The 26787-nt window shown below is 60.9% G+C and carries 26 protein-coding genes; 10 read left to right on the top strand and 16 right to left on the bottom strand.

The window, feature by feature from the left end; all coding sequences use genetic code 11:
* Positions 1-24 precede the first annotated feature (24 nt).
* The gene (locus tag SOP95_RS09390; protein WP_274074275.1) at positions 25-1059 is read left to right on the top strand and encodes an alpha/beta fold hydrolase; all 1035 of its coding nucleotides are present in this window, start codon (positions 25-27) and stop codon (positions 1057-1059) included.
* A gap of 9 nt (positions 1060-1068) precedes the next feature.
* Here SOP95_RS09390 and SOP95_RS09385 read toward each other — a convergent pair whose 3' ends face one another.
* The 11 genes from SOP95_RS09385 to SOP95_RS09335 all read right to left on the bottom strand — a co-directional run bounded on the left by SOP95_RS09385 (position 1069) and on the right by SOP95_RS09335 (position 13404).
* Positions 1069-1398, bottom strand: a complete 330-nt coding sequence (locus SOP95_RS09385) for a GlpM family protein (protein ID WP_323607005.1) — start codon at positions 1396-1398, stop codon at positions 1069-1071.
* 20 nt (positions 1399-1418) lie between these two features.
* The gene (locus SOP95_RS09380) at positions 1419-2747 is read right to left on the bottom strand and encodes a sigma-54-dependent transcriptional regulator (protein ID WP_274074276.1); all 1329 of its coding nucleotides are present in this window, start codon (positions 2745-2747) and stop codon (positions 1419-1421) included.
* Positions 2744-4645 carry a sensor histidine kinase gene (locus tag SOP95_RS09375; RefSeq protein WP_274074277.1) on the bottom strand — a complete coding sequence of 634 codons (1902 nt, stop codon included), beginning with the start codon at positions 4643-4645 and terminating at the stop codon, positions 2744-2746. The genes SOP95_RS09380 and SOP95_RS09375 overlap by 4 nt, the downstream gene beginning before the upstream one ends.
* A 72-nt stretch (positions 4646-4717) precedes the next feature.
* On the bottom strand, positions 4718-5452 hold the full coding sequence (locus tag SOP95_RS09370; protein WP_095197146.1) for an amino acid ABC transporter ATP-binding protein: 735 nt from the start codon (positions 5450-5452) through the stop codon (positions 4718-4720).
* Positions 5449-6120, bottom strand: coding sequence for an amino acid ABC transporter permease (locus tag SOP95_RS09365; protein ID WP_274074278.1), 672 nt, complete (start codon positions 6118-6120; stop codon positions 5449-5451). Before SOP95_RS09365 ends, SOP95_RS09370 begins: the two co-directional genes overlap by 4 nt.
* Positions 6120-6866, bottom strand: coding sequence for an amino acid ABC transporter permease (locus SOP95_RS09360; protein WP_274074279.1), 747 nt, complete (start codon positions 6864-6866; stop codon positions 6120-6122). The genes SOP95_RS09365 and SOP95_RS09360 overlap by 1 nt, the downstream gene beginning before the upstream one ends.
* A 194-nt stretch (positions 6867-7060) precedes the next feature.
* Positions 7061-7975: a glutamate/aspartate ABC transporter substrate-binding protein gene (locus SOP95_RS09355; RefSeq protein ID WP_008056636.1), complete on the bottom strand. Its 915-nt coding sequence runs from the start codon at positions 7973-7975 to the stop codon at positions 7061-7063.
* Positions 7976-8333: 358 nt separating this feature from the next.
* The gene (gene glpD / locus SOP95_RS09350; protein WP_274074280.1) at positions 8334-9872 is read right to left on the bottom strand and encodes a glycerol-3-phosphate dehydrogenase; all 1539 of its coding nucleotides are present in this window, start codon (positions 9870-9872) and stop codon (positions 8334-8336) included.
* A 247-nt stretch (positions 9873-10119) separates the two neighbouring features.
* Complete coding sequence (locus SOP95_RS09345; protein ID WP_274074281.1) at positions 10120-10875, bottom strand: DeoR/GlpR family transcriptional regulator; 756 nt, start codon at positions 10873-10875, stop codon at positions 10120-10122.
* Positions 10876-10970: 95 nt separating this feature from the next.
* A complete protein-coding gene (gene glpK / locus SOP95_RS09340; protein ID WP_323606909.1) occupies positions 10971-12476 on the bottom strand; it encodes a glycerol kinase GlpK in 1506 nt (501 codons plus the stop codon).
* A gap of 76 nt (positions 12477-12552) precedes the next feature.
* Entirely contained in the window at positions 12553-13404 is an 852-nt protein-coding gene (locus SOP95_RS09335) for an MIP/aquaporin family protein (RefSeq protein ID WP_323607003.1), read from the bottom strand.
* A gap of 341 nt (positions 13405-13745) precedes the next feature.
* Between SOP95_RS09335 and ybaK the strand changes: the two genes are divergently transcribed.
* Positions 13746-14216, top strand: coding sequence for a Cys-tRNA(Pro) deacylase (ybaK, locus tag SOP95_RS09330; protein WP_274074283.1), 471 nt, complete (start codon positions 13746-13748; stop codon positions 14214-14216).
* Between the two features lie 109 nt (positions 14217-14325).
* Here ybaK and SOP95_RS09325 read toward each other — a convergent pair whose 3' ends face one another.
* Together SOP95_RS09325 and argF are read right to left on the bottom strand one after the other, a co-directional pair.
* The gene (locus SOP95_RS09325; protein ID WP_323606908.1) at positions 14326-15435 is read right to left on the bottom strand and encodes an ABC transporter ATP-binding protein; all 1110 of its coding nucleotides are present in this window, start codon (positions 15433-15435) and stop codon (positions 14326-14328) included.
* The gene (gene argF, locus SOP95_RS09320; RefSeq protein WP_274074285.1) at positions 15432-16352 is read right to left on the bottom strand and encodes an ornithine carbamoyltransferase; all 921 of its coding nucleotides are present in this window, start codon (positions 16350-16352) and stop codon (positions 15432-15434) included. Before argF ends, SOP95_RS09325 begins: the two co-directional genes overlap by 4 nt.
* Positions 16353-16814: 462 nt before the next feature.
* Here argF and SOP95_RS09315 point away from each other — a divergent pair, with 462 nt between their 5' ends.
* The 7 genes from SOP95_RS09315 (at position 16815) to SOP95_RS09285 (ending at position 23403) form a co-directional block, all read left to right on the top strand.
* Positions 16815-18920, top strand: coding sequence for a molybdopterin oxidoreductase family protein (locus SOP95_RS09315; protein ID WP_323606907.1), 2106 nt, complete (start codon positions 16815-16817; stop codon positions 18918-18920).
* A 97-nt stretch (positions 18921-19017) separates the two neighbouring features.
* Positions 19018-19359 carry a Grx4 family monothiol glutaredoxin gene (gene grxD, locus SOP95_RS09310; protein WP_274074287.1) on the top strand — a complete coding sequence of 114 codons (342 nt, stop codon included), beginning with the start codon at positions 19018-19020 and terminating at the stop codon, positions 19357-19359.
* A 149-nt stretch (positions 19360-19508) separates the two neighbouring features.
* On the top strand, positions 19509-20168 hold the full coding sequence (locus tag SOP95_RS09305; RefSeq protein WP_323606906.1) for a FadR/GntR family transcriptional regulator: 660 nt from the start codon (positions 19509-19511) through the stop codon (positions 20166-20168).
* A complete protein-coding gene (locus SOP95_RS09300) occupies positions 20158-21456 on the top strand; it encodes a CynX/NimT family MFS transporter (RefSeq protein WP_323606905.1) in 1299 nt (432 codons plus the stop codon). The genes SOP95_RS09305 and SOP95_RS09300 overlap by 11 nt, the downstream gene beginning before the upstream one ends.
* Positions 21457-21556: 100 nt before the next feature.
* The gene (locus SOP95_RS09295; protein WP_274074290.1) at positions 21557-22027 is read left to right on the top strand and encodes a nuclear transport factor 2 family protein; all 471 of its coding nucleotides are present in this window, start codon (positions 21557-21559) and stop codon (positions 22025-22027) included.
* A gap of 40 nt (positions 22028-22067) precedes the next feature.
* Positions 22068-22379 (top strand): GIY-YIG nuclease family protein, encoded by a 312-nt coding sequence (locus SOP95_RS09290; RefSeq protein ID WP_323606904.1) that lies wholly within the window; start codon positions 22068-22070, stop codon positions 22377-22379.
* Between the two features lie 88 nt (positions 22380-22467).
* A complete protein-coding gene (locus tag SOP95_RS09285; RefSeq protein WP_323606903.1) occupies positions 22468-23403 on the top strand; it encodes a glutathione S-transferase family protein in 936 nt (311 codons plus the stop codon).
* 110 nt (positions 23404-23513) lie between these two features.
* On the opposite strand, the gene SOP95_RS09280 is transcribed toward SOP95_RS09285, so the two are convergent.
* Together SOP95_RS09280 and yejK are read right to left on the bottom strand one after the other, a co-directional pair.
* A complete protein-coding gene (locus SOP95_RS09280; RefSeq protein ID WP_323606902.1) occupies positions 23514-23864 on the bottom strand; it encodes a glutaredoxin family protein in 351 nt (116 codons plus the stop codon).
* A complete protein-coding gene (gene yejK / locus SOP95_RS09275; protein ID WP_274074294.1) occupies positions 23864-24868 on the bottom strand; it encodes a nucleoid-associated protein YejK in 1005 nt (334 codons plus the stop codon). The genes SOP95_RS09280 and yejK overlap by 1 nt, the downstream gene beginning before the upstream one ends.
* A gap of 395 nt (positions 24869-25263) precedes the next feature.
* On the opposite strand from yejK, the gene SOP95_RS09270 reads away from it, so the two are divergent.
* A complete protein-coding gene (locus SOP95_RS09270; RefSeq protein WP_007905514.1) occupies positions 25264-25545 on the top strand; it encodes an HU family DNA-binding protein in 282 nt (93 codons plus the stop codon).
* 76 nt (positions 25546-25621) lie between these two features.
* On the opposite strand, the gene rlmF is transcribed toward SOP95_RS09270, so the two are convergent.
* Entirely contained in the window at positions 25622-26644 is a 1023-nt protein-coding gene (gene rlmF / locus SOP95_RS09265; RefSeq protein ID WP_274074295.1) for a 23S rRNA (adenine(1618)-N(6))-methyltransferase RlmF, read from the bottom strand.
* Between the last annotated feature and the right edge of the window lie 143 nt (positions 26645-26787).

The raw sequence follows: 26787 nt of genomic DNA, 5'->3' as shown, positions 1-26787 counted from the left end.
GGTTCTGCGTTTTGGTGTTTTTCCATGGGTGCTTGGTTCTTTTCACGAATGGTTTTCCTGGCCGCACTGTTGTGCGGCCTGCCGTCTCTGGCGGCGTCTCGCTGTGACGTCAATGTTGCAACCCAACGGGTTGATCTGGCCCAGGTAAGCCTGGCGTACCAGAGCATTGGCCGTGCGTCCGACCCGGCACTGCTGCTGGTGATGGGGCTGGGCGGGCAGTTGATTCACTGGCCCGACGAGGTGGTGGTCGCGCTGTGTCAGCAAGGTTTCCGGGTGATTCGTTATGACAATCGCGATGTCGGCCTGTCGACCTGGCGGCAGACGCCGGCCGAGGCCAACCTGACCTTCGAAGTGCTGCGCTACAAGCTCGGCTTGCCTGTGTCGGCGCCATACACCCTGACCGATATGGCGGACGACGGACTGGGGCTGATGGATGCGTTGCACATCGAGCAATTTCACGTGCTGGGCGCGAGCATGGGCGGAATGATTGCCCAGCACATGGCAGCGATGGCGCCACAACGGGTCGAGAGCCTGACCCTGATCATGAGCACTTCAGGAGCCGAAGGCTTGCCCGCGCCAAGTGCGGCGCTGTTGCAGTTGCTGGCGCGTCGGGGTGCGCCCAACCGTGAAGTTGCATTGGAGCAGCAGGCGGACCTGCTGGCGGCACTGGGCAGTCCGGCGGTGACTGATGATCGCCAGGCGTTGCTGCAGCAGGCGGCACAGGCGTACGACCGGGCCTTCAATCCCGAGGGCGCCAAGCGCCAGATCCTGGCGATCCTGGCCGAACCGAGCCGAGTGGCATTGCTCAATCAGCTACGGGTGCCGGCGCTGGTGGTGCATGGCACGGCCGATCCGTTGTTGCCGGTGATGCATGGCGTGCACCTGGCGGCGCATCTGCGTGGTAGCCAGTTGAAGTTGATACCGGGACTGGCGCATCGTTTTCAGGAAGCGTTCAAGGCGCCATTGCTGGCAGCCGTGTTGCCCTATCTGCGGGCGCATCGCGAGGACACTTCGCATTGGGCGCAGATCGAGCCTGTGGCTGACCACAACCTTCTTTAGCGCACCGGATCAGCCGTGCAGGCGAACCCAGACGCTGACCAATGCCGTCGCCGCGATCAACCACGCCACGGCCGCGACGGCCAGCGATGCCTCGAGGCGCAAGCGGTCGACCATCACATACAGGGTCGCCAGGTAGATGAAGTACGGAATGATCGACCACATGCCAAACACGATGGTGGTCTTCAGGTCATCCAGCGAACGGCCCTTGCCGACGATGTAATGGGCGATGAGCGCAAAGGTCGGGAACAGCGGCACAAGCCCGGCGATGTAATAGTTGCGGGTCTTGGCCAGGGCGGCGAGGATCACCACCACCGCCGCGCCCAGGGTTGCTTTGAGTATCAGGTCCACACAGGTCTCGCTTAATGGCTCAGGCCGTACTTTTTCACTTTGTCGAACAGCGTGGTCTTGGCCATGCCCAGTTCCAGGCTGGCCTGGGTCAGGTTGCCGCCGCTGCGTTGCAGGGCGTCGCTCAGCAGGTTGCGCTCGAAGGCCTCCACCGCTTCGGCGAAGGCCAGGCCTTGGGCGCTGCCGCCCGCACCGGGTTTCTTGAACGCCGGCAGGCCCAGGGCAAAGCGCTCGGCGACGTTGCGCAGTTCGCGCACGTTGCCCGGCCAGTCGTGGCTCATCAGGTTTGACAGGGTCTGGTTGTCGAGTTCCGGCGCGGCGCGGTCGAAGCGCAATGACGACTGCTGCAAAAAGTACTCGAACAATTGCAGGATGTCTTCGCGGCGCTCGCGCAGGGGCGGCAGTTCCAGGGTCACCACGTTGAGGCGGTAATACAGGTCGCTGCGAAATTCACCGGCCTTGCTCGACTGGTCAAGATCGGATTTGGTGGCCGCGATCACCCGGCAGTCCACCGCCACGCTCTGGTTCGAGCCGAGACGTTCGAGGGTGCGCTCCTGCAACACCCGCAACAGTTTGATCTGCAGGGGCAGGGGCATGCTTTCCACTTCGTCGAGGAACAGCGTGCCGCCGTCGGCGTGTTCGATCTTGCCGATCCGCCGTTTGCCGGCGCCGGTGAAGGCGTTGGCTTCGTGGCCGAAGATCTCGCTTTCGAAGAGGTTTTCCGGCAGGCCGCCGCAGTTGAGCGCGACGAATTGCCGGGTGTGGCGACGACTGAAGTCGTGCAGGCAGCGCGCGACCAGTTCCTTGCCGGTGCCGGTCTCGCCCTCGATCAGCACGTTGGCTGAAGTATCGGCGACATTGGCGATCAATTCGCGCAGGTTCTGCATGGCCGGCGAGCGGCCGATGATCCGCCCTTCGAGGGAGTCGCGCTCGGCCAGTTGCCGGCGCAACGACGAGACTTCCCGTGCCAGGCTGCGTTGCTCCAGGGCACGACGGGCGACATCCACCAGGCGTTCGGGCGAGAAGGGTTTCTCCATGAAGTCGTAGGCGCCTTTCTGCATGGCGCCGACGGCCATGGAAATGTCTCCGTGACCGGTAATCAGCACGACCGGCAGGCTGCGATCGCGGGCCTTGAGTCGGTTCAGCAGTTCCAGGCCATCGATGCCCGGGAGGCGAATGTCACTGATGACGATGCCGGCGAAGTTGTCGCCAACCCGTTCCAGGGCTTCCTCGGCGCTGCCGACACCGATGCAGGGAATGTCTTCCAGGGTCAGCGCCTGTTGGCAGCCGAGCAGCACATGGGGGTCGTCTTCGACGATCAATACACTAAGGTCGTTGTTCATATTGGCTCAGCGGGAGTGGGGCTTACCAACGGTAAACTGAGGACGAAAGCGGTACCACCGCTGGCCGGGTGCTCGACACCCAGGTGACCGCCAGTGGCGGCGGCCAGGCTCGCGGAGAGTGTCAGGCCGAGGCCCAGGCCTTGTTCGCCGGGCTTTGTGGTGAAAAACGGTTCGAACAGGTGCTTGCGCGCTTCGGCATCGATGCCGTGGCCATTGTCCCGTACGCGCAGCCGATATTTACCATCGAATACTTCGCCTTCGAGCCACAGTTCCGGCTGCGGTTGCGCCTGCATGGCGTCCAGGGCATTGCCGATCAGGTTGACCAGGATTTGCTCGAGGCGGGTCTGGTCGATCCGCACCTGCACATCGTCGAAGTGCCGATGCAATTGCAGATGGGCGCTTTCCAAGCGCCCGCCGAGCAATTGCAAGGCGGCGTCCACGGCTTTGCCGAGACAGGCCTGGCCCTTGTCGTCACCGCGCCGGGCGAAGGAGCGCAGGCTGGCGGTGATCCGGCCCATGCGGTCGATCAATTCGTTGATGGTCTTGAGGTTGGTGCTGGCCACGTCAAGCTGACCGCGCTCGAGAAAACGCACGGTGTTGCCGGACAGGGTGCGCAACGCCGCCAACGGCTGGTTCAATTCGTGGGCGATGCTAGTGGACATCTGCCCGATCGCGGCGAGTTTTCCAGCCTGCACCAGTTCATCCTGGGCACGGCGCAGCGTCTCTTCGGCTTGGCGGCGTTCGCGGATCTGACCCTTGAGCCGTTCGTTGCTGGCGCGCAGGTCGGTGGTGCGTTCGGTAATCCGACGCTCCAGTTGATTGTTGGCTTCCTGCAAGGCTTCCCGGGCGGCCAGGCGGGTGGCGATCACCTTGCGCCGCTCGTTCCAGGCAATGAGCAGGAACGCCACCAGGGCAAATGCCACGGCGACCAGAATCCCCTGGTTGATCGCTTCTCTGCGCAAATCCTGGAGTGGCGTGAGCAGGGTGAAATTCCACGGTGTATCGCTCAAGGGCCGGGTTTGCGACAGGTAGCTGATGTTTTCATCATCGGAGACCAGTTCGCTGTTGGCGGGGAAGGTGAGTTTTTCCACGCCCTCGGACAGGGTTTCCCGGGCCAGCGGTTGCAATTCGTTCAACGGAAACCAGTAGTACTGGAGGCTGCGGGCGAGCTTTTCCTTGGTGTCTTCGCTCAGCGGCACCACTGACTTGAGGCGTCGCGCCGGGTCGCTGGAGAGAATGATGATGCCGTTCTCGTCGCTGACGAAGGCTTCCAGGCGCGCGCGCTGCCAGCGTTCTTCCATGGCTTCGAGGCGCACCTTGACCACCGCGACGCCAATGATCTTGCCGTGTTCTTCCAAGCCATGGGCCAGGTAGTAACCGGGTTCGCCGTTGGTGCTGCCGATGCCATAGAAGCGTCCGGGCTGGCCGCGCACGGCGTTCTGGAAATAGGCACGGAAGGACAGGTCTTCGCCCAGGTAACTGTCGACATCGCGCCAGTTGCTGGTGGCCATGACACGGCCGGTGGTGTCCATCACGTAGATGGCCCGGCTGCGGCTGCGCCGGTTCAGGCCTTCGAGGTAATCGTTGACGGTCTGCCGGTGTTCCGGCGTCGGGTCGGCCAGCAGCCTGGAAACACTGGTTTCGAGTTCCAGCAGGCTGGGCAGGTAGGTGTACTTGCTGATCTCGCTTTCGACGGCGCGGGCGTGCAGTTCCAGCTGGCGCTGGCCGTTTTCGCCGAGGCTGCGGATCCCATAGTGTTCACTGGTCCAGAAGCCGATATAACCCAGTCCGATCATCAGCGCGATGATCAGCGGCGGCAGGAACAGATGGCGAATCAGGCGGGGTTTCACGGCGAGTGATGGCGACGTGGCGCGATAGAGAGTGGGGTCGCATTTCATCACAGATGCCTTGGGTCAACCACAACACAAATCTTGAAATCACCGCTGACCCAATGTGGGAGCGGTGTTTTCTTAGTGTTGCAGAATCTTGTTGAGGAAGTGCTGCGTACGCTCGGCACGGTGGCTGATGTCGCCGAAGAACTCCTCTTTCTTGCAGTCTTCGATGATCTTGCCCTGGTCCATGAAGATCACGCGGTCGGCCACTTTGCGGGCGAAGCCCATTTCGTGGGTCACGCACATCATGGTCATGCCTTCGTGGGCCAGTTGCACCATCACGTCCAGCACTTCGTTGACCATTTCCGGGTCCAGCGCCGAGGTCGGTTCGTCGAACAGCATGACGATCGGGTCCATCGCCAGCGCACGGGCAATCGCCACGCGCTGCTGCTGACCGCCGGACAGTTGGCCCGGGTGCTTGTGGGCATGCGCTGAGAGGCCGACACGTTCGAGCAGTTGCAGGCCTTTCTTGGTGGCCTCTTCCTTGCTGCGGCCCAACACCTTGATCTGCGCGATGGTCAGGTTTTCAGTGATGGTCAGGTGCGGGAACAATTCGAAATGCTGGAACACCATGCCCACCCGCGAACGCAGTTTCGGCAGGTTGGTCTTCGGGTCGGCGATGGACGTACCGTCGACCACGATGTCGCCTTTCTGGAACGGTTCCAGGGCATTGACGCATTTGATCAGGGTCGATTTGCCGGAACCGGACGGCCCGCACACCACGATCACTTCGCCTTTCTTGACCTCGGTGCTGCAATCAGTCAGCACCTGGAAGTCCCCATACCACTTGTTGATGTTTTTGATAGAGATCATACGGCGAACCTTTTTTGCAGACGCTTGACCAGCTGCGAGGCGGCAAAGCTGATGATGAAGTACACGAGACCTGCGAAGATCAGGAACTCATTGGAGCGGCCAATGATGTCGCCACTGGCGCGCGAAGCATTGAGGAAATCCACCAGGCCGACGGCGTACACCAGCGAGGTGTCCTGGAACAGGATGATGCTCTGCTGCAGCAACAGCGGGGTCATCTTGCGGAACGCCTGCGGCAGGATGATCAGGCGCATCATCTGGCCATAGCTCATGCCCAGTGCCTGGGCGGCACCCATCTGCCCCTTGGGAATCGACTGCACACCGGCGCGGACGATTTCGCAGAAGTACGCCGCTTCGAACATCATGAACGCCACGATGCAGGAGGTGAACGCACCGATCGGGGTGTCTTCGCCGGTGATCCAGCGCAGCACGAACGGCACCGCCAGGTAGAACCAGGTAATCACCAGCAGCAACGGGATCGAGCGGAAATAGTTGACGTAGGCACCGGCAATGTTCGACAGCAGTTTGCTGTGGGACAGGCGCATCAACGCCAGGATGGTGCCGAGGATGATCCCGCCGACCACGCCCATGACCATCAGCTTGAGGGTCATGACCATGCCGTTCCACAGGCCGGGAATGGCCGGGACGATGCCCGAGAAGTCGAATTCCATCATTTACCCCCTACGGAAATCAGGCCAGGCACGGCGACTTTCTTCTCGACCAGGCGCATCAGCAACATCAGGCTCATGTTCAGGGTGAAGTAGATCAGCGTGGCCAGGGTGAAGGCTTCGAACAGGTTCGCGGAGAACTCGGCGGTCTGTTTGGTCTGCGCGAGCAGCTCCATCAGACCGATCAGCGAGGCCACGGAGGTGTTCTTGAAGACGTTCAAAAATTCCGAGGTGAGCGGCGGAATGATGATTCGGTAGGCCTGGGGCAGCAGCACGTTCCAGTAGATCTGCGGCAACTTGAAGCCCATGGCGCGGGCAGCGGATTCCTGGCCGCGGGGCAGCGCCTGGATACCGGTGCGCACCTGTTCGCAAACCCGGGCGGTGGTGAACAGGCCCAGGCACACGACGACGCTGAGGAAAGCCGAGGTGGTCGGATTCAAGTCCTGCTTGTACCACTCCTGCAGGTCGGCTGGCAGCAGGTCGGGTACCAGGAAGTACCAGATGAACAGCTGAACCAGCAGCGGCACGTTACGAAAGAGTTCGACGTAGCAGGTGGCGATGCCCGATACGATGCGGTTCGGCACGGTACGCATGACACCCAGGATCGAACCCAGTGTCAGGGCAATGATCCAGGCCGCGATGGCGATGCCGATGGTCCAGGCCAGACCGGACACGTACCAGTCGAGATACGTCTCGCTGCCCACGCCGGTGGACTTGAAGAACACGCTCCAGTCCCAGTTGTAATTCATTAGGGTCTCCCCTCAGATCGATCGATGTACAGGTACCCGCTTGGGGGAAGCTCCGTTCCCGCCTGATCTTTACGATCAGGCACACGCTCCCGGCTCGACAGCCACCGGTTCGAGTGTTTCCCAAAAATGCCAGCAGGAAGTGACCACCTCCTGAAAGGGCCAGGGCCCTCCCAGGAGATAAGGTTAGTCAGAAATCAGGATTTCTTGTCGTCAGCCGCTTTATCGGTCGGATTGGCGATCAGGGCCTTGAGCTCGTCGCTCATCGGGAAGTTCAGGTTCAGGTTCTTTGGCGGAATTGGCTGCATGAACCATTTTTCGTAGATCTTGTTGATCTCGCCCGACGCGTAGGTGGCCTTGATGGCGTCATCCACGGCCTTTTTGAACGGCTCGTCGCCTTTGCGCACCATGCAGCCGTAGATTTCGTAGGACTGTGGAGTGCCGGTCACGGCCCAGTCACTGGCCTTCTTGGCCTTGGCCGCTTCACCGGCCAGCAGGGCGTCGTCCATCATGAAGGCCACGGCACGGCCGGTTTCCAGCATCTGGAACGATTCGCCATGGTCTTTGGCGGAGATTACGTTCATGCCCATCTGCTTGTCGGCGTTCATCGCCTTGAGGATGCGCTCGGACGTGGTGCCGGCGGTGGTCACGACGTTCTTGCCGGCCAGGTCCGGGAAATCCTTGTACTTGGAATCTGCCTTCGACAGCAGGCGAGTACCGATTTCGAAGATGCCGACGGAGAAGTCGACTTGTTGCTGGCGCTCGACGTTGTTGGTGGTCGAACCGCATTCCAGGTCCACGGTGCCGTTCTGCACCAGCGGGATACGGGTTTGCGAGGTGACCAGGTTGTACTTGACCTGCAGGTTCGGCAGGTCCAGGTCTTTTTTCAGGGCTTCGACGACTTTCAGCTGGATGTCGTGGGAGTAGCCGACCGGTTTGCCGGAGGCGTCCGCGATGTAGGAGAAAGGAATGGAAGCGTCACGATGCCCGAGGGTGATGACACCGGACTCTTTGATCTTCTTCAGGGTGCCGGTGAGTTCGGCGGCGAAAACTGGCGTGCTGATCAGAGCGGCAGCAATGGCTGCGCCCAGGATATGGGGAACGATGCGCATCAAATTTTCCTCGACATTGTTTTTTTTATGGAGCCAGTTGTTCGGCCCTTTTGTGCTTCGAATGCCTGACGGCTCCTGAAGTGTTGGCGCAACAGGCATTCGTCCAAGAGTGTAGAGCATGACTCGTGCCAGGCCAGGCAGTAGGACATATTTTGTTGATTTATAAGGAGATTAAATATTTATGGAGGGCATTGTGGGGCAGAAGATATCCGGTTTACCGAATCGACCACCAAGTCGCGTTCGGAAAGCCGAACGCGCATGTGTAGGAGCCCGGCTTGCCGGCGAAGGCGCCCGACAGACTGGCGCAAGTCTTGAGGACGCCTTCGCCGGCAAGCCGGGCTCTACAAAGGAGGGGAAATCAGGCCGCTTCGATCTTGCTGCGGTTCTGCTCGACCTTGCTCAGGTAATCCGCGAGCCTCTGTTGTTGCTCAGGGGTGGTGAACAAACCGAGTTTGCTGCGACGCCACAGAATGTCGTGGGCGCTGGTCGCCCACTCTTCGCTGCACAGGTAATCGACCTCACGGGTGTAGAGACCGCCGCCAATGTGTTCGCCCATGTCATTGAGGTTTTGTACGCCTTCGAGCATGCGCCAGGTGCGACTACCGTAGGTGGTGGCCCAGCGGCGCGAGATTTCGCTGGGGATCCAGTCATACTTGTCGCGGATCAGCGAGCTCAGTGCCTGCGGTGTGCTCATGTCTTCGCCGCCCGGCAGGGTGGCGGTGGCGGTCCAGCCTGGCTTGATCTGCGGGAAGTGTGGCGCCAGTTGCGCCAGCGCCGATTCGGCCAGCTTGCGGTAAGTGGTCAGCTTGCCGCCGAACACCGACAGCAGGGGCGCTTCCTCGCCGCTGCCCGACAGCGCCAGGGTGTAGTCGCGGGTGACGGCCGACGGGTTGTCGGACTCGTCGTTGCACAGCGGACGAACGCCGGAATAGCTGTGCACGACATCGTCGCGGCTGATCTGCTTCTTGAAGTGGGCGTTGACCACTTGCAGCAGGTACTCGGTTTCCGCCTCGGTGATCGCCACTTTGGCCGGATCGCCGGTGTACTCACGGTCGGTGGTGCCGATCAGGGTGAAGTGATTGAGGTACGGAATGGTGAAGACGATGCGCTGATCTTCGTTTTGCAGGATGTGCGCGTGATCGCCTTCGTACAGTTTCGGCACGATCAGGTGACTGCCCTGGATCAGGCGGATGCCATACGGCGATTCCATTTTCAGGTCGTCACGAATGAACTTGGCGACCCAGGGGCCGGCCGCGTTCACCAGCGCCTTGGCGCGGATCGAAAACAGGCTGCCATCGGCGCGTTCCAGGTGCAGGTGCCACAGGCCTTTGGTGCGGCGCGCGCTGACGCAACGGGTCTGGGTGTGGACGTGGGCGCCGTTTTCCCGGGCTGCCATGGCGTTCAGTACCACCAGACGCGCATCGTCGACCCAGCAGTCGGAGTATTCGAAACCTTTGGTGATTTCGCTTTTCAGCGCACTGTCCGGGCCGAACTTCAGGCTTTTCGAACCCGCCAGTTTTTCCCGTTTGCCCAGGTTGTCATAAAGGAACAGGCCTGCGCGGATCATCCAGGCCGGGCGCAGGTGCGGGCGATGGGGCAACACGAAGCGCATCGGCTTGACGATGTGCGGGGCCTTGGCCAGCAGCACTTCGCGCTCGGCCAGCGCTTCGCGAACCAGGCGGAATTCGTAATGTTCGAGGTAGCGCAGGCCGCCGTGGATCAGCTTGCTGCTGGCCGACGAGGTGTGGCTGGCCAGATCATCCTTTTCGCAAAGGAACACCGAAAGGCCGCGACCGGCGGCATCTGCCGCGATCCCTACGCCATTGATGCCGCCACCGATGACGGCGATATCGTAGACCTCGGCGAGAGGCGGCGTAGGCAAAGTAGTAGTGGGCATCGGCTAAGGCCTCGGAATTCTTTGATTTTCTGTATTTGAATTCGAACATTAATGTTCATTTGCGAAAATCTTAGCCCATAAAGACGCCCACAGCCAGTCGCATTCGATTGAAAAAACTGATCGAAGGGCGGTTAAAGGAAAATATTCGAACATAAAAGCAAAGATCGCAGCCTTCGGCAGCTCCTACAGGGATATGCAAAACCTGTAGGAGCTGCCGAAGGCTGCGATCTTTTGATGTTGAGAAGGGTTAAACGACTTCCAGGCGAATCTTGTGCTGATTCAACAACTGGGTCAGCGCCGGCACCGGCTCCTGGTCGGTGACCAGGCAATCGATCAGGCTGATCGGCCCCAGGCGGATCATGGCGTTGCGCCCGAACTTGCTGGAGTCGGCGGCGAGAATCACCTTGCGGGCGTTGGCGATGATCGCCTGGGATACCCGCACTTCCTGATAATCGAAATCCAGCAGGCTGCCGTCTTCATCGATGCCGCTGATGCCGACCAGGGCAAAGTCGACCTTGAACTGGTTGATGAAATCGACGCTGGCCTGGCCGACCACACCGCCGTCACGCCGCACATTGCCCCCGGTCAGCAGCACGTCGAAGTCGTCCTTGGCGCTGAGCATCGAGGCCACATGCAGGTTGTTGGTGATGATCTTCAAGTGATTGTGGTTGAGCAGGGCGCGGGCAATGGATTCGGTGGTGGTTCCGATATTGATGAACAGCGAGGCGTGGTCGGGGATCTGCGCGGCGATGGCTTCGCCGATGCGCTGTTTCTCATCGCGCATCTGATCGGCGCGCATGGCGTAGGCGGTGTTTTCAACACTGGAATCGTAAGCCGCGCCACCGTGGTAGCGGCGCAACAGATTGGCTTCCGCCAGTTGATTGATATCGCGGCGGATGGTCTGCGGGGTAACAACGAACAGCGTGGCCATTTCCTCGATGCTGACATAACCGCGTTCACGGACCAGTTCGAGGATTTGCTGCTGACGGGGAGGCAGATTCATGGGGCGTCCTTTGGGCTGCCGTGCAAAATTTGCCCATGATGCCGCAGGAATCTGCTCCCTACCAGTTACATACAGATACGAGCCTGTATCGCGGTTTATTCAGCTTCGTCTTCAGCTGCCCAATCGCGGGTGCGGCTGACCGCTTTTTTCCACCCTGCGTAGAGTTTTTCCTTCGCCGTTTCATCCAGCGTCGGCTCGAACTTGCGCTCGATCACTGCCTTGCCACGAAGTTCGTCCAGGCTGCCCCAGAAACCGCAGGCCAGGCCCGCCAGGTAAGCGGCGCCGAGTGCTGTGGTTTCGCGCATCTGCGGGCGCTCGACCTGAGTGCCGAGGATGTCGGCCTGGAACTGCATCAGGAAATTGTTCGCCACCGCGCCGCCGTCCACACGCAGGGCCTTGAGGCGTTCGCCGGAGTCCTGTTGCATTGCATCGAGCACGTCGCGAGTCTGGTAGGCAATCGACTCCAGCGCGGCGCGGATGATGTGATCGACGCGAACGCCGCGGGTCAGGCCGAACAGCGCGCCACGGGCATAGGGGTCCCAGTATGGCGCGCCGAGGCCGGTGAAGGCCGGCACCAGATACACGCCGTTGCTGTCCTTGACCTTGTTGGCGAAGTATTCGGTGTCGTGGGCATCGTTGATGATCTTCAACTCGTCGCGCAGCCATTGCACGGTGGAGCCGCCGTTGAACACTGCGCCTTCCAGCGCGTAAGCGACTTCGCCACGGGGGCCGCAGGCGATGGTGGTGAGCATGCCGTGGTTGGATTTCACGGCTTTGTCACCGGTGTTCATCAACAGGAAGCAACCGGTGCCGTAGGTGTTTTTCGCCTGCCCGGCCTCGACACACATCTGACCGAACAGCGCGGCCTGTTGGTCGCCGGCGATACCACCGATGGCGATGCCGCTTTTGGTGTGGCCGTAGATTTCCGACGACGACTTCACTTGCGGCAGCATTTCCCGCGGAATATCCAGCACTTCCAGCATCTTCGCATCCCACTCCAGGGTGTGGATGTTGAAGAGCATGGTGCGCGAGGCGTTGGTGTAGTCGGTGACGTGCACCTTGCCGCCGGTAAATTTCCAGATCAGCCAGCTGTCGACGGTGCCGAACAACAGCTCGCCGTTGCGCGCGCGTTCGCGGCTGCCTTCGACGTTGTCGAGAATCCACTTGAGCTTGGTGCCGGAGAAGTACGGGTCGGTGACCAGGCCCGTGGTGTCGCTGATGTATTGCTCGTGGCCATCGCGTTTGAGCTGCTGGCAAATCTCGGTGCTGCGTCGGCATTGCCAGACGATCGCGTTGTAGATCGGTCGGCCGGTGTTCTTGTCCCAGACCACGGTGGTTTCACGCTGGTTGGTGATGCCGATGGCCGCGACTTGGTCGTGGTGCAGTCCCGCTTGCGCCAGGGCCTCGACCATCACCGCGCTCTGGGTGGCGAAGATTTCCATCGGGTCATGTTCGACCCAGCCGGCTTGCGGATAATGCTGCGCGAACTCGCGCTGGGCGGTGCAGACCACGTTGGCGTCGCGATCGAAAATGATCGCGCGCGAGCTGGTCGTACCCTGATCGAGGGCAATGATGTAGTTCTTGTTCTGAGAGTCGGTCATGTCGATTGCCTTGGACGAAATAGGGGAGTGAAGCCTGGCGCGCGAGCAAAAGGGGCAGGGTCGCGCGCCAAGGGTATCAAGAGGTTCTGGGCTTGCCGTCAATGGCTGGTGTTGCATCCTTTGTAGCAGGTGCGGCGTCAGGCAGGTGACGGGCAATCAAGCCGCGGTAGGCGGCAGCCCCCAGGCAGGCACCGACAATCGGTGCAAATACCGGAACCAGGAAGTACGGAATATCGCGGCCGCCAGTGAAGGAAATTTCACCCCAGCCGGCGAAGAAAGTCATCAGTTTAGGGCCGAAGTCCCGTGCCGGGTTCATCGCGAAACCGGTCAGTGGCCCCATCGAACTGCCAATCACCGCAATCAGCAGACCGATCAGGATCGGTGCCAGCGGGCCATTGGGCAGGCCATTGTTATCATCGGTCAGCGACATGATCACGCCCATCAGGATGGCGGTGATGATCACTTCGACCAGGAATGCCTGGGCGGTGGACAGGCTTGGGTTGGGGAATGTGGAAAACACCGACGCCAACTCAAGGCTGGCTGCGGAGCCGCGAACCATTTGGTGAGTTTGTTCGAAATCGAAGAATAGGTTGCTGTACAGCGTGTACACCAGCAAGGCGCCGCAAAAGGCGCCAGCCACCTGGGCGATGATATAAAAAGGCAGTTTGCGCTTTTCGAAGTCGGCAAAAATGCTCAGCGCGATGCTCACGGCAGGGTTCAGATGAGCGCCGGAAACCCCTGCGGTCAAATAGATCGCCATGCTCACGCCGACACCCCAGATAATGCTGATTTCCCACAGGCCAAAGCTGGCACCCGCGACCTTGAGCGCGGCAACGCACCCAGTGCCGAAGAAGATCAGCAGCGCAGTTCCCAGGAACTCGGCCATGCATTGGCTCGAGAGTGACGGTTGTTGTAGAGCAGTTGTCATTGAAACCTCATTGTTTTTCTTGTCTGACGCTTTCATTCCAGCAGGGTCAAAGCGCGTTCTTGATTGAGGCAGGATCCCCATCCTGTTCCCGTTTTACAGCTGGGCACTGCGGTAGGACTTTTCATTCAGATTCAGAAACGAAAAAATATAGACAAGAAACGCTGCTGTCAAAGGTCGAAAGTGAACCATCGGTCACAAATAATCTATAAGTTGTGTGAATGACCGCGTCAGCGAGTGGCCGGGGCGCTTTTTTGCAACGGTTCGGCGATAGAGCCTTTTTTGGATCAATGTCTTAGAATCCGGCGCAGGATTTTTCCACTGCCACCCAGTCTGGAGCTGTCATGACACCCGCATTGGATTTGCTGAAAAAGGTTCGGGCCGAACACCGCGTGCACAGTTATGAACATGACCCGAAGGCGGCTTCCTATGGCTTGGAAGCCGCGGAGAAGCTCGGACTGGACCCGGCGCAGGTGTTCAAGACCCTGCTGGCGGCCAGTGAGAAAGGCGAGTTGCTGGTGGCGGTGGTGCCGGTTGGCGGAAGCCTGGACTTGAAGGGGCTGGCGCATGCGGCCGGGGTGAAGAAAGTCGAAATGGCCGACCCTGCGGCGGCCCAGCGCTCCACCGGTTATCTATTGGGGGGTATCAGCCCGCTGGGGCAGAAGAAGCGCTTGCGCACCTTTATCGACAGCTCGGCGCAGCCGTTGGCGAGCATCTTTGTCAGTGCGGGACGGCGGGGGCTGGAAGTCGAACTGGCACCGGCGGTGCTGGCGGAGCATACCCAGGCGAAATTTGCCGAGATTGGCCGTGCTTGAACTGTAGGAGCGAGCTTGCTCGCGATGGACGTCAGGGCACCGCGTGCATTCAGGCAGCCCTCGTTATCGTTGACCACCATCGCGAGCAAGCTCGCTCCTACAGGGGGGATCAGTGCGCGGGGCTGTAGCGCCGCACCCCTGAATCAACCGGCGGAATCTGCGCCGCCATGCTGCCGGACGCCTGGAACAGCACCAGGTGTTCCGCCGCGACACGAATGCCGACCTCTGCGCCGACCAGATGATCGACATGGCTCGGGAAGATCGATTCCAGTTGCGCGCCCGTCGGCATTTGCAGGCGATAAAGCGTCGAGGCGCCCTGGAAAGACTTGCCGACAATCCGCGCCTTCAAGGCACTGTCGGGCGCATAAACGATATCGTCCGGACGCAGCAATACATCCACGGCACCGCCGACCGGCCAGGTGTAGGCACGGTTGCCGCGCAATTCTCCGAGCTCCGTCTGCACCGACTCCGGGCTGTTCAGCTGACCGCGGATGAAGTAACCCTGGCCGATGAAGCTGGCCACATAGGGCGTCAGCGGTTCGTGATAGAGGTTGTAGGGCGTATCCCACTGCTCCAGCCGGCCTTCCTTGAACACGCCGACATGATCGCTGACTGCGAAGGCTTCTTCCTGGTCGTGGGTCACCAGGATCGCACTGGTGCCACGGGCCTTGAGAATGTCGCGCACCTCGTGGCTGAGCTTGCGGCGCAATTCACCGTCGAGGTTGGAGAAGGGTTCGTCCAGCAGCAGCAATTGCGGTTCGGGCGCCAATGCACGCGCCAGGGCGACCCGTTGCTGCTGGCCACCGGAAAGCTCGTGGGGGTAGCGCTTGCCGAGGTTTTTCAGGTTGACCAACTCGAGCAGTTCTTCGGTGACGCGATCCTTGTTCGGATGCTTGCGAATGCCGAAGGCGATGTTGTCGGCCACGGTCAAATGCGGGAATAGCGCGTAATCCTGGAACACCATGCCAATCCGGCGTTTCTCCGGCGCGAGGGTGAAACCGGCACTGGAGATGGTCTCGCCCGCCAGCTGGATATCCCCTTCGTGCACCGGTTCGAAGCCGGCGATGGCGCGCAGGGTGGTGGTCTTGCCGCAGCCTGAAGAGCCCAGCAGGCAGCCGATGTCACCGGCGTTCAGGTGCAGGTTGAGGTTTTGCACCACGCGCTGGTCTTGATAGCCGCAGGCGAGGTTGCGCAGGTTAAGCAGTAATGGCTGGCTCATGCGTGGTGGTACGCCGGTTCGACGAGGAACTCGAGCAGGGCTTTTTGCGCATGCAGACGGTTTTCGGCTTGATCCCAGGCCACCGAGCGTTTGTCATCGAGCAGGTCAACGCTGATTTCCTCGCCACGGTGTGCTGGCAGGCAGTGCATGAACAGCACGTCGTCAGCGGCCAGGTCGAGCAGGGCGCAGTTGACCTGATACGGGGCGAACAGCTGAAGGCGCTTGGCGGTTTCCTCTTCCTGGCCCATGGAGGTCCAGACGTCGGTGCTCACCAGGTGTGCACCCCGCACGGCTTCCTTCGGATCGCGAACGATGGTGACCCGATCGCCGGCCTTGGCCACGAATTCTGGATTGGGTTCATAGCCTTCCGGGCAGGCAACGCGCAACTGGAAGTCGAACTGGATCGCCGCTTCTATATAGCTGTTGCACATGTTGTTGCCGTCGCCGATCCAGGCCACGGTCTTGCCCTGGATCGAGCCACGGTGTTCGAGGAACGTCTGCATGTCGGCCAGCAACTGGCACGGGTGCAGGTCGTCGGACAGGCCGTTGATCACTGGCACGCGGGAGTTGGCGGCGAATTCGGTCAGGTTGCTGTGGGCAAAGGTGCGGATCATCACGGCGTCGAGCATGCTCGACATGACGATCGCGCAGTCGCCGATCGGCTCGCCACGGCCCAGCTGGGTATCGCGAGGCGACAGGAAGATCGCCTGGCCACCGAGCTGGATCATGCCGGCTTCGAAGGAAATTCGGGTGCGGGTCGAGGACTTTTCGAAAATCATCCCGAGCACGCGGTTTTTCAAGGGCTCGAACAGTACGCCGCGGTTACGCAGGTCTTTGAGCTCAACGCCTCGACGGATCACGCTGACCAGCTCTTCGGGCGTGCAATCCATCAGGGAGAGAAAGTGCCTTGCGCTCATCATTGACTACCTTTTTGCTACAAACCGCAGATGCTCAAAGCCTTGTTTAACGGAACAACGGGCGAGACCTGCGGCGTAAGCCGCACGGGGCGACGAAATAGGGGAAGGCGCGATCTTATAATTAAATGTCGCGTCTTACCAATAGGGCTACGGTTTTTAGGGGATTCGGAGGGGCTATGGGGTGACCGCGATAGCGCTTTTGAAGCCTGTTTCCTGACTGCAGCCAAGCATTTGTACACCGGCGCCGTGGAGGTTTGCAAACAAGCGGGACGGTAATGGTGTTGGGACAGTCGGTTTCCAGGTGCCGCCAGGACTGCCGTCGAGCTGATTGCCGGCGGTTATCGGCAGGCCTGATGGCCGCCGATTCACAAGACGAACGTCGCTGGCGCGGTGGCAGGGCAGGCGCCATAGTTTTGTTCCCGCGGTCGCTATTGCCCGCCCAGAACAAGACAGAGACTGGCCATGACCAAGACTCTCCATCACCGTGCGTGCCATTTGTGTGAAGCCATCTGCGGCCTGACCATCGAAACCACTGAGCTCGAAGGCCACCTGCAGATCACCTCGATCAAGGGCGACTCCCAGGATACGTTTAGCCGCGGCCATATCTGCCCCAAGGCGGTGGCCCTGCAAGACATCCAGAACGATCCGGATCGCCTGCATCGACCGATGCTGCGGGTGGGCAGCGAATGGCAGCCGATCGAGTGGGGCGCCGCCTTCGACCTTGTGGCCGAACGCCTGGCGGCGATTCAGGAGCACCACGGGCAAAACGCGGTGGCGGTTTACCAGGGCAACCCCAGCGTGCACAACTATGGGTTGATGACCCACAGCAATTACTTTCTTGGCCTGCTGAAAACCCGCAACCGGTTTTCTGCGACGTCGGTCGATCAGTTACCCCATCACCTGACCAGTCACTTGATGTACGGCCACGGTCTGCTGTTGCCAATACCGGACATCGATCACACCGACTTCATGCTGATCCTCGGCGGCAATCCGCTGGCCTCCAACGGCAGCATCATGACAGTGCCGGATGTGGAAAAACGCTTGAAGGCGATCCAGGCCCGGGGCGGCAAAGTGGTGGTGGTCGACCCACGTCGCAGCGAAACGGCGGCGATCGCCGACCAGCATCTGTTCGTGCGTCCCGGCGGCGATGCGGCGCTTTTGTTCGGTTTGCTCAATACCTTGTTCGCCGAAGGCCTGGCCCGCGACAGTCATTTGCCGGTGGACGGTCTGGATGAGGTACGCGAAGCCGTGGCAGGTTTCAGTGCCGAAGCCATGAGTCCATTGTGCGCGGTGCCTGCGGAGCAGATCCGCCAGTTGGCCCGGGATTTTGCCGCAGCGCCGAGCGCGGTTTGCTACGGCCGCATGGGCGTCTCGACCCAGGCGTTCGGCACGCTGTGCCATTGGCTGGTGCAGTTGATCAACCTGGTCACCGGCAACCTCGACCGCGTCGGTGGTGCCTTGTGCACCGAGCCGGCGGTGGATCTGGTGGCCTCGACCTCGGGCGGGCATTTCAATCTGTGGCAGAGCCGGGTGTCCGGGCGTCCCGAGTATGGGGGTGAACTGCCGGTGTCGGCCTTGGCCGAAGAGATGCTGACTGAAGGCGAAGGGCAGGTTCGCGCGTTGATCACCGTGGCGGGCAACCCGGTGTTGTCCACGCCCAATGGCCGCCAGCTGGAACAGGCGCTGGACGGCCTGGAGTTCATGGTCAGCATTGACCTGTACATCAATGAAACCACGCGTTATGCCGACCTGATCCTGCCGTCGACCTCGGCGCTGGAAAACGATCATTACGACACCACTTTCAATATGTTCGCGGTGCGCAACGTCAGCCGTTTCAATCGCGCCATCCTGCCCAAGCCTGAAGGCGCCTTGCACGACTGGGAGATTTTTGTCGGCTTGGCCAAGGCGTTCGCGATCAGGACGGGCAAGGAGTTGAAGCCCACCATCGCCCCGGCGCAGATGATCGACCGCGGTCTGCGCATGGGGCCGTACGGCGATGCGTCGCCGCACAAGCTGTCGCTGGCCACCCTGTTCGATCATCCTCATGGGATTGACTTGGGCGCGCTGAAATCCAACCTGGCGTCCCGGCTGAAAACCGCCAACCAGCGAATCCAGGCGGCCCCCGGCGCCATAATCGCCGACCTGGCGCGCTTCGCCGCATTGCAGGCGCCGACCACCGATGAGTTGTTGATGATCGGCCGGCGACATGTGCGCAGCAACAACTCGTGGATGCATAACTATCACCGTCTGGTGAAGGGCAAGCCGCGTCATCAGTTGTTGATGCATCCAGAGGACCTGGCCAGTCGCGGGCTCACCGACGGGCAGCGGGTGCGGGTCAGTTCGCGGGTCGGGGTCATCGAGGTGGAAGTCCTGGCCAGCCTGGATATGATGAAAGGAGTGGTCAGCCTTCCGCACGGTTGGGGCCACGCGCGGCCGGGGGTGCAAATGAGCATCGCCAGCGGCCAGCCGGGTTCCAGCGCCAATGACCTGACCGACGAGTGTCAGCTCGATGAATTGTCGGGTAACGCGGCGTTGAACGGTGTGCCGGTGACCGTGGTAGCGGCCTGATCGCATCTGACGGAGAGACCGAGCAGGGCGCTCGGCTTTCCGTTACAATGCGCCACCGTGCCGACCCATGAGTCGGAAAGTTCAGCCGAGGTGCTCCATGGATATCATCGAAACGATTAAAGAGCAGATTGCCAACAACACCATTCTGCTTTACATGAAAGGCTCGCCGAATGCCCCGCAGTGCGGCTTCTCCGCGAAAGCATCGCAGGCCGTGATGGCGTGTGGCGAAAAATTTGCGTACGTGGATATCCTGCAGAACCCGGAAATCCGCGCCAACCTGCCCAAATACGCCAACTGGCCAACCTTCCCGCAACTGTGGGTAGCGGGCGAGCTGGTCGGCGGTAGCGACATCATGACTGAGATGTCCGCTGACGGTTCGCTGCAGTCCCTGATCAAGGACGCGGCGGCCAAAGCTGCGGCAGCCAAGACCGAAGCCTGATACTCGGGCATCGAAAAACCCTTCACGGTTATTCGTGAAGGGTTTTTTTTCGCCTGCAAATTGTGGGAGCGGGGAGGGTTGTCCTATTGGATGAAGCTGACTAACATGTCAGAAAATTCATCCTATGATTGGATGACAGGGCGAATCCTATGTCAGACATTGCTCCATTAGTTAAACGCTCCCTGGTCGATCAGGCCCTGGAGCAGCTGCGCTTGCGCATCAACCAGGGCGCCTGGACGGTGGGGCAGCGCCTGCCAACCGAACCCGAGCTTTCCGCCGAACTGGGCATCAGCCGCAACACGGTGCGCGAAGCCATGCGGGTGCTGGCGTTTTCCGGGTTGATCGAGATTCGCCAGGGCGACGGCAGTTACCTGCGGGCCCTGGTCGACCCGCTGGACACCCTCAAGGCGCTGTCCCGCTGCTCGCTCGAGCAGGCGCGGGAAACCCGGCACATCCTCGAAGTCGAGGCCATCGGGCTGGCCGCCCTGCGTCGTACCGATGAGGACCTGGTGGCATTGCGCGAGGCACTGGGCGTCAGCGGCAGCCACTATCACGGCGATCTCGATACCTACATTGCCTGTGACCTGGTGTTCCACCGCCGCCTGGTGGACGCCGCGCACAACCCGACCCTCAGCGAGCTGTATCGCTATTTCTCCAGCGTTGTCGGCGAGCAATTGCGCCACTGCCTGAACATCACGCCACGGCGCCAGGAGGTCTTCGACCTGCACGTCGAACTGCTCGATGCCGTGGAGCAACGCGACCCGGAACGGGCCAAGGCCCTGTCGAGGCAGTTGATCAATGAACCTTGAAACCGAGAACACCATGTCCAGAGATCTCACATCCCCCAAGCGCACGGCAGAGCTGGAAGAGTTGCTGATCGACGCCGAGGCCGATGACGAACAGGTCCAGCAAACCCAGCCGCTCCTGGTTCGGCCGTGGATATTGCTGCTGGGATTGATCCTGGTGGCGCTGAACCTGCGCCCGGCGCTGTCGAGCATGGCGCCGATGCTCAGCGAGGTGTCGAAAAGCCTGGGTCTGTCGGCGTCGCAGGCCGGGTTGCTGACCACCTTGCCGGTGCTCTGCCTCGGCCTGTTCGCGCCGCTGGCGCCAGTGCTGGCGCGTCGTTTCGGCGCGGAGCGGGTGGTGCTGGGCATTCTCCTGACCCTGGCGGGCGGGATCATCCTGCGCAGTTCCTTTGGCGAGATCGGCCTGTTCGCCGGCAGCGTACTGGCCGGCGCCAGCATCGGTGTGATCGGTGTATTGCTGCCTGGCATCGTCAAGCGTGACTTCGCCAAACAGGCCGGGACCATGACCGGTGTCTACACCATGGCCCTGTGCCTCGGTGCGGCCATGGCGGCGGGCGCGACGGTGCCGCTGAGCGAACACTTCGACAAGAGCTGGGCAATGGGCCTCGGTTTCTGGGTGATTCCCGCGCTGGTCGCGGCGATTTTCTGGTTGCCCCAGGTCGGGCAGAAACACGGCGCGCACAACGTGGCCTATCGGGTTCGCGGCCTGCTGCGCGACCCGCTGGCCTGGCAAGTGACCTTGTACATGGGCCTGCAATCGTCCCTGGCCTACATCGTGTTCGGCTGGTTGCCGTCGATCCTGATCGGTCGTGGCCTGACCCCGACCCAGGCCGGCCTGGTGCTCTCGGGTTCGGTGATCGTTCAGTTGGTTAGCTCCCTCGCCGCGCCCTGGTTGGCGACGCGCGGCAAGGACCAGCGCCTGGCGATCGTGATCGTCATGGCGCTGACCCTGGGTGGTCTGTTCGGTTGCCTGTACGCGCCGATCGAAGGCCTGTGGGGTTGGGCGATCGTGCTGGGCCTGGGGCAGGGCGCCACGTTCAGCCTGGCGTTGACCCTTATCGTGCTGCGCTCGCGGGACTCCCATGTGGCGGCGAACCTGTCGAGCATGGCCCAGGGCTTCGGTTACACCCTGGCGTCGATGGGGCCATTCGCGGTCGGCATCGTGCATGACTGGACCGGTGGCTGGAACGCCGTGGGCTGGATCTTCGGCGTCATCGGCCTGGGTGCGATCATCGCCGGCCTCGGTGCCGGGCGCGCACTGTACGTACAAGTCGAAAGCGAAAAGGTCTGACCCCTGCGCACTGTCGGTATTCGCCTGGCGAATGCCGATAGTGTTCGGCGTATTTGCAGACTATCGTGCAGGCCATCCATCGATTGAACGGAGCCTGCCCATGAGTGATGCCCACAGCGCATTGATCACCCAGTTCTACCAAGCCTTCCAACGGCTGGATGCCGAGGCCATGAGCGCCTGCTATACCGATGACGTGGTGTTCAGTGATCCGGCGTTCGGCGAGCTTCGCGGGCGCGATGCGGGTGATATGTGGCGGATGCTGACCACCCGGGCCAAGGATTTTTCCCTGACCTTCGATGACGTTCGTGCAGATGAGCGCACCGGTGCTGCTCATTGGGTGGCGACGTACCTGTTCAGCCAGACTGGCAACACCGTGGTCAACGACATCCAGGCACGATTCGTCTTTCGCGACGGCAAGATTTGCGAGCATCACGATCACTTTGATTTGTGGAAGTGGTCGCGTCAGGCGCTGGGTTTCAAAGGCCTGCTGCTGGGTTGGAGTCCGCTGGTGCGCAACGCCGTCCGCGCGCAGGCCCGAAAGGGGCTGAAGGCATTCCAGGCCAGTCGCTGATAAGATCGCGGCTTGTTTCCTTTCAAGCCTCGATCGTGCCGTGACCACCCTCAGCGAAAATCCTCCCGACGCCGATTCACCGGTGAGCAAACCCTGGTTCGTCTACCTCGTGCGGGCGGCCAACGGATCGCTCTACTGCGGGATCAGTGACGATCCTGTGCGCCGCTTCGCCACTCACCAGAGCGGTAAGGGCGCGCGCTTTTTTCTCTCCAGCCCGGCCGTGGCGCTGGTCTATACCGAACTCTGCCGCGATAAAAGCGACGCGCTGCGCCAGGAGCGGCTGATCAAGAAACTCAGGAAGAGCGCGAAGGAATGTCTGGTGGCCAGCGCCGCCGCCGGCTTATCAATCTGACTGATAAGTTCCCATCAGGTGGATCTGTAGGCTGCCCTGCGAATGCGCGCTAAGCTGCGGATTCCTGATCTTTGCGGCGGAGCCGAGCATGTCCGAGTTGATTCTGCATCATTACCCGACGTCCCCTTTCGCCGAAAAAGCCCGGCTGCTCCTGGGTTTCAAGGGGTTGTCCTGGCGCTCGGTGACGATCTCGCCCGTGATGCCCAAGCCCGATCTCACCGCCTTGACCGGTGGTTATCGCAAGACTCCGGTGTTGCAGATCGGCGCGGACATCTATTGCGACACCGCCATGATCGCCCGTCGCCTTGAGCAGGAAAAAACCCTGCCGGCGTTCTTCCCCGAGGGGCAGGAAATGATCGCCGCGTCCTTCGCGGCGTGGGCCGATTCGGTGGTGTTCCAGCATGCGGTCAGCCTGGTGTTCCAGCCGGAATCGATAGCGGTGCGTTTCGGCAATATGCCGCCGGAAGCGATCAAGGCGTTCATCGCCGACCGGGCGGGCCTGTTCAGTGGCGGCAGTGCCACCCGCTTGTCCGCCGAGCAGGCCAGGCACCAATGGCCGACGATCATGGCGCGCCTGGAGCAGCAGCTGCAGCGCGAAGAGGGGGATTACCTGTTCGGCGAGCCGTCGATTGCCGACTTTGCCATGGCTCACCCGCTGTGGTTCCTCAAGGCAACGCCCGTGACCTCGCCGCTTGTGGATAACTATCCGGCGGTCTCGGCGTGGTTGGCGCGGGTGCTGGGGTTTGGCCACGGTGCGCCGAGTGACATGACTTCCGAGGAAGCGCTGAACGTGGCCCGCGATGCGATGCCTGCTGCATTGCCGGATGAAGCGTTCGAAGAACCGAATGGTTTCAAGGTGGGGCAGCAAGTGGTGATCGCCGCCACTGACTACGGCGTCGATCCTGTCTCGGGTAAGCTGCTGTTCGCTGGCAGCGAGGAATTGATTGTGCGTCGAGAAGACGAGCGCAGCGGCGTGGTGCATGTGCACGTTCCGCGATTCGGCTTCCGCATCGAAGCACAATAACCCCGCCATACACGACCTTGTAGGAGCTGGCTTGCCAGCGAAGACGGTGGTTCAGTCGACAAATGTACCGGCTGAACCACCGCATTCGCTGGCAAGCCAGCTCCTACAGGTCATTTCAAGGCTGCCAGAATCGCATCCGGGTCATACCCGCGAATCAACGTCCCGTTCACATCGATGATCGGAATCCCACCGCCCCCTAGCGCCTGATAGGCCTCGCGCGCCTCGGCATCCTTCTCGATATCAAACTCCTTGTAAGGGATACCCTTCTGATCGAGAAAGCGCCGGGTCAGCTTGCAGTAGCCGCACCACTCGGTGGCGTAGAGCACGACGTTGGCCTTGGCCTGGGTCTGCTCGGACACCACTTGCGAAGGGTTGAACACCCGCTCGATCTTGCCCCAGTTCTGATAGACCACGACCACCAGCAGGATCAGCAGGCATTTCTTCAGTACGCTGCCCAGCATCAGTTGCGGCGCTTGAGCTGGTCGGTGAGCGAGGTCGGCAGGCCCTTGATGATCAGGGTGCCGGCTTCTTCGTCGTACTCGATCTTCGAGCCCAGCAGGTGCGCTTCGAAGCTGATGGACAGGCCTTCGGCACGGCCGGTGAAGCGGCGGAACTGGTTCAAGGTGCGTTTATCGGCCGGGATCTCCGGCGACAGGCCGTAGTCCTTGTTGCGGATGTGGTCGTAGAAGGCTTTCGGGCGTTCTTCGTCGATCAACCCGGACAACTCTTCCAGGCCCATGGGCTCGCCGAGCTTTGCCTGGCTGCTGGCGTAGTCCACCAGGGTCTTGGTTTTTTCGCGAGCGTCGTCTTCGGGCAGGTCTTCGCTTTCGACGAAGTCACTGAAGGCCTTGAGCAGGGTGCGGGTTTCGCCGGGGCCGTCGACGCCTTCCTGGCAACCGATGAAGTCGCGGAAATACTCCGAGACTTTTTTGCCGTTCTTGCCCTTGATGAACGAAATGTACTGTTTGGACTGCTTGTTGTTCTGCCACTCGGACACGTTGATCCGTGCCGCCAGGTGTAATTGGCCCAGGTCCAGGTGCCGGGACGGGGTCACGTCCAGCTGTTCGGTCACCGCAACGCCTTCACTGTGGTGCAGCAGGGCGATGGCCAGGTAATCGGTCATGCCTTGCTGGTAGTGGGCGAACAGGACGTGGCCGCCGACCGAGAGGTTGGACTCTTCCATCAGTTTTTGCAGGTGCTCGACCGCCACGCGACTGAAGGCGGTGAAATCCTTGCCGCCCTCGAAGTACTCCTTCAGCCAGCCGCTGAACGGATGCGCCCCGGATTCAGCATGGAAGAAACCCCAGGCCTTGCCTTGTTTCGCGTTGTAACTTTCGTTGAGGTCGGCAAGCATGTTCTCGATGGCGCTCGACTCGGCCAGCTCGGAGTCGCGAGCGTGCAGAACTGCTGGTGTGCCGTCGGGTTTTTTGTCGATCAGGTGGACGATGCAATGACGGATCGGCATGGGCTTCTCGGCTGATTGAAGACGGGAGGGCGCGCTCCCCGAAAAAGCGCCCAGTGTACCGCAACCACTGGATTTGGCGCGGTGCGAAGGGCATTTCCAGGGCGACCGGTGGTGCTTATGCGTTTTTTTCCCGATTTAGAGCAATAAAGCTGACCAATTGGGTAGCTAGAGGCGGATATTTCCCCGTCTCTGTGCTAGTTTTGCCCGGTCTTACGCGTAGTCACTGCGTTAAGCGTGCATTCAGCATTTGTCAGGTCGAACCAAACCCTGATTTCGGAATCTATAACCCCGATCCCGTGGTTATTCAACCGAGGGTGCCAGATCCAGAAGATCGGGCTCGATGGCTGACACTGCACTCTGCAATCCATATGAATTTGATAGGGAAGGAACACTACATGGCTCTTACTAAAGACCAACTGATCGCCGACATCGCTGAAGCTATCGACGCGCCGAAAACTACCGCGCGTAACGCTCTGGACCAACTGGGCCAAATCGTTGCTGATCAGCTGGAAAACGGCGGCGAAATCACTCTGCCAGGTATCGGCAAACTGAAAGTGACTGAGCGTCCTGCCCGTACTGGCCGTAACCCTTCGACTGGCGCTGCCATCGAAATCGCTGCCAAGAAAGTGATCAAGCTGGTTGTGGCCAAAGGCCTGACCGACGCTGTTAACAAGTAAGACTTGTTAAAAAAAACCGTGCGCCGGAGCGATCCGGGCACGGTTTTTTTGTGTCCGCGATTTACCAGGCAGTGGCTCAGCTTTTCTGCGCCCAACGTTCGCGCCATACCTGCTGTTCGGAGGGGGTCTTGAAGGTCCAGGCGACGAATCGGCTCTGCTTCTGACCCTGGGACATTTCCACCACCTGGCTTTGCAGGGCACCGGCCTTCTTCAGGGCGGTCTGAATCGCCGGCAGGTTCGAGGCCTTCGACACCAAGGTGCTGAACCACAACACCTGCTGGCCCACCTGCGCGCTCTCGCTGATCAGTTGCGTGACGAACCGTGCCTCGCCGCCTTCGCACCACAATTCCGCCGCCTGACCGCCGAAATTCAGCACCGGCAGTTTGCGTTTCGGATCGGCCTTGCCCAACGCGCGCCATTTACGGCTGCTGCCCCGGGTGGCTTCCTCCAGCGAGGCGTGGAAGGGTGGGTTGCACATCGTCAGGTCAAAGCGCTCGGCGCTCTCCAGCAGACCCAGCAGAATATGCTTGCGGTTGCCCTGCTGGCGAACCTGGATGGCCTTGTTCAAGCCGTTGGACTGGATGATGGCCTTGGCGGCGGCAATGGCGGTGGCGTCGATCTCAGAGCCAAGGAACTGCCAGCGGTAGTCGCTGTGACCGATCAATGGGTACACGCAGTTCGCGCCCATGCCCACGTCCAGCACCTTCACGGCCGCACCGCGGGGGATGACGCCGTTATTGATGCTGGCCAACAGGTCTGCGAGAAAGTGCACATAGTCCGCACGACCCGGCACCGGCGGGCACAGGTAGTCTGCGGGAATGTCCCAGTGGGCGATGCCGTAGAACGCCTTGAGCAGCGCCCGGTTGAACACCCGCACCGCGTCCGGGCTGGCGAAGTCGATGCTTTCCTTGCCGTACGGGTTGATGATCACGAACTTCGCCAGCTCCGGCGTGCTCTTGATCAGTGCCGGGAAGTCGTAGCGACCCTGGTGGCGATTGCGCGGGTGCAGGCTGGCCTTTTCACGTGGCTCCACAGCCTTGGCCGGGGTCGCGGATTCGGGCTTCTTGCGCGCAGGTCTGGGTGTGCGGGGGGCGGTCATGGGTGTGATCGATTCGGGTATGGCTGAAAGTGGCGGGCATTGTCCCACATCCTGTCACAATCGGTGTGCCCCCTGTAGGAGCTGCCGCAGGCTGCGATCTTTTGATTTTGTTTTTAAAAGCAAGATCAAAAGATCGCAGCCTG

The organism is Pseudomonas sp. YuFO8 (assembly GCF_035065025.1).
GTDB classification, from domain to species: domain Bacteria; phylum Pseudomonadota; class Gammaproteobacteria; order Pseudomonadales; family Pseudomonadaceae; genus Aquipseudomonas; species Aquipseudomonas putida_AE.
The sequence above is the reverse complement of the archived record's forward strand: the minus strand, read 5'-3'. Positions and strand labels throughout refer to the sequence as shown.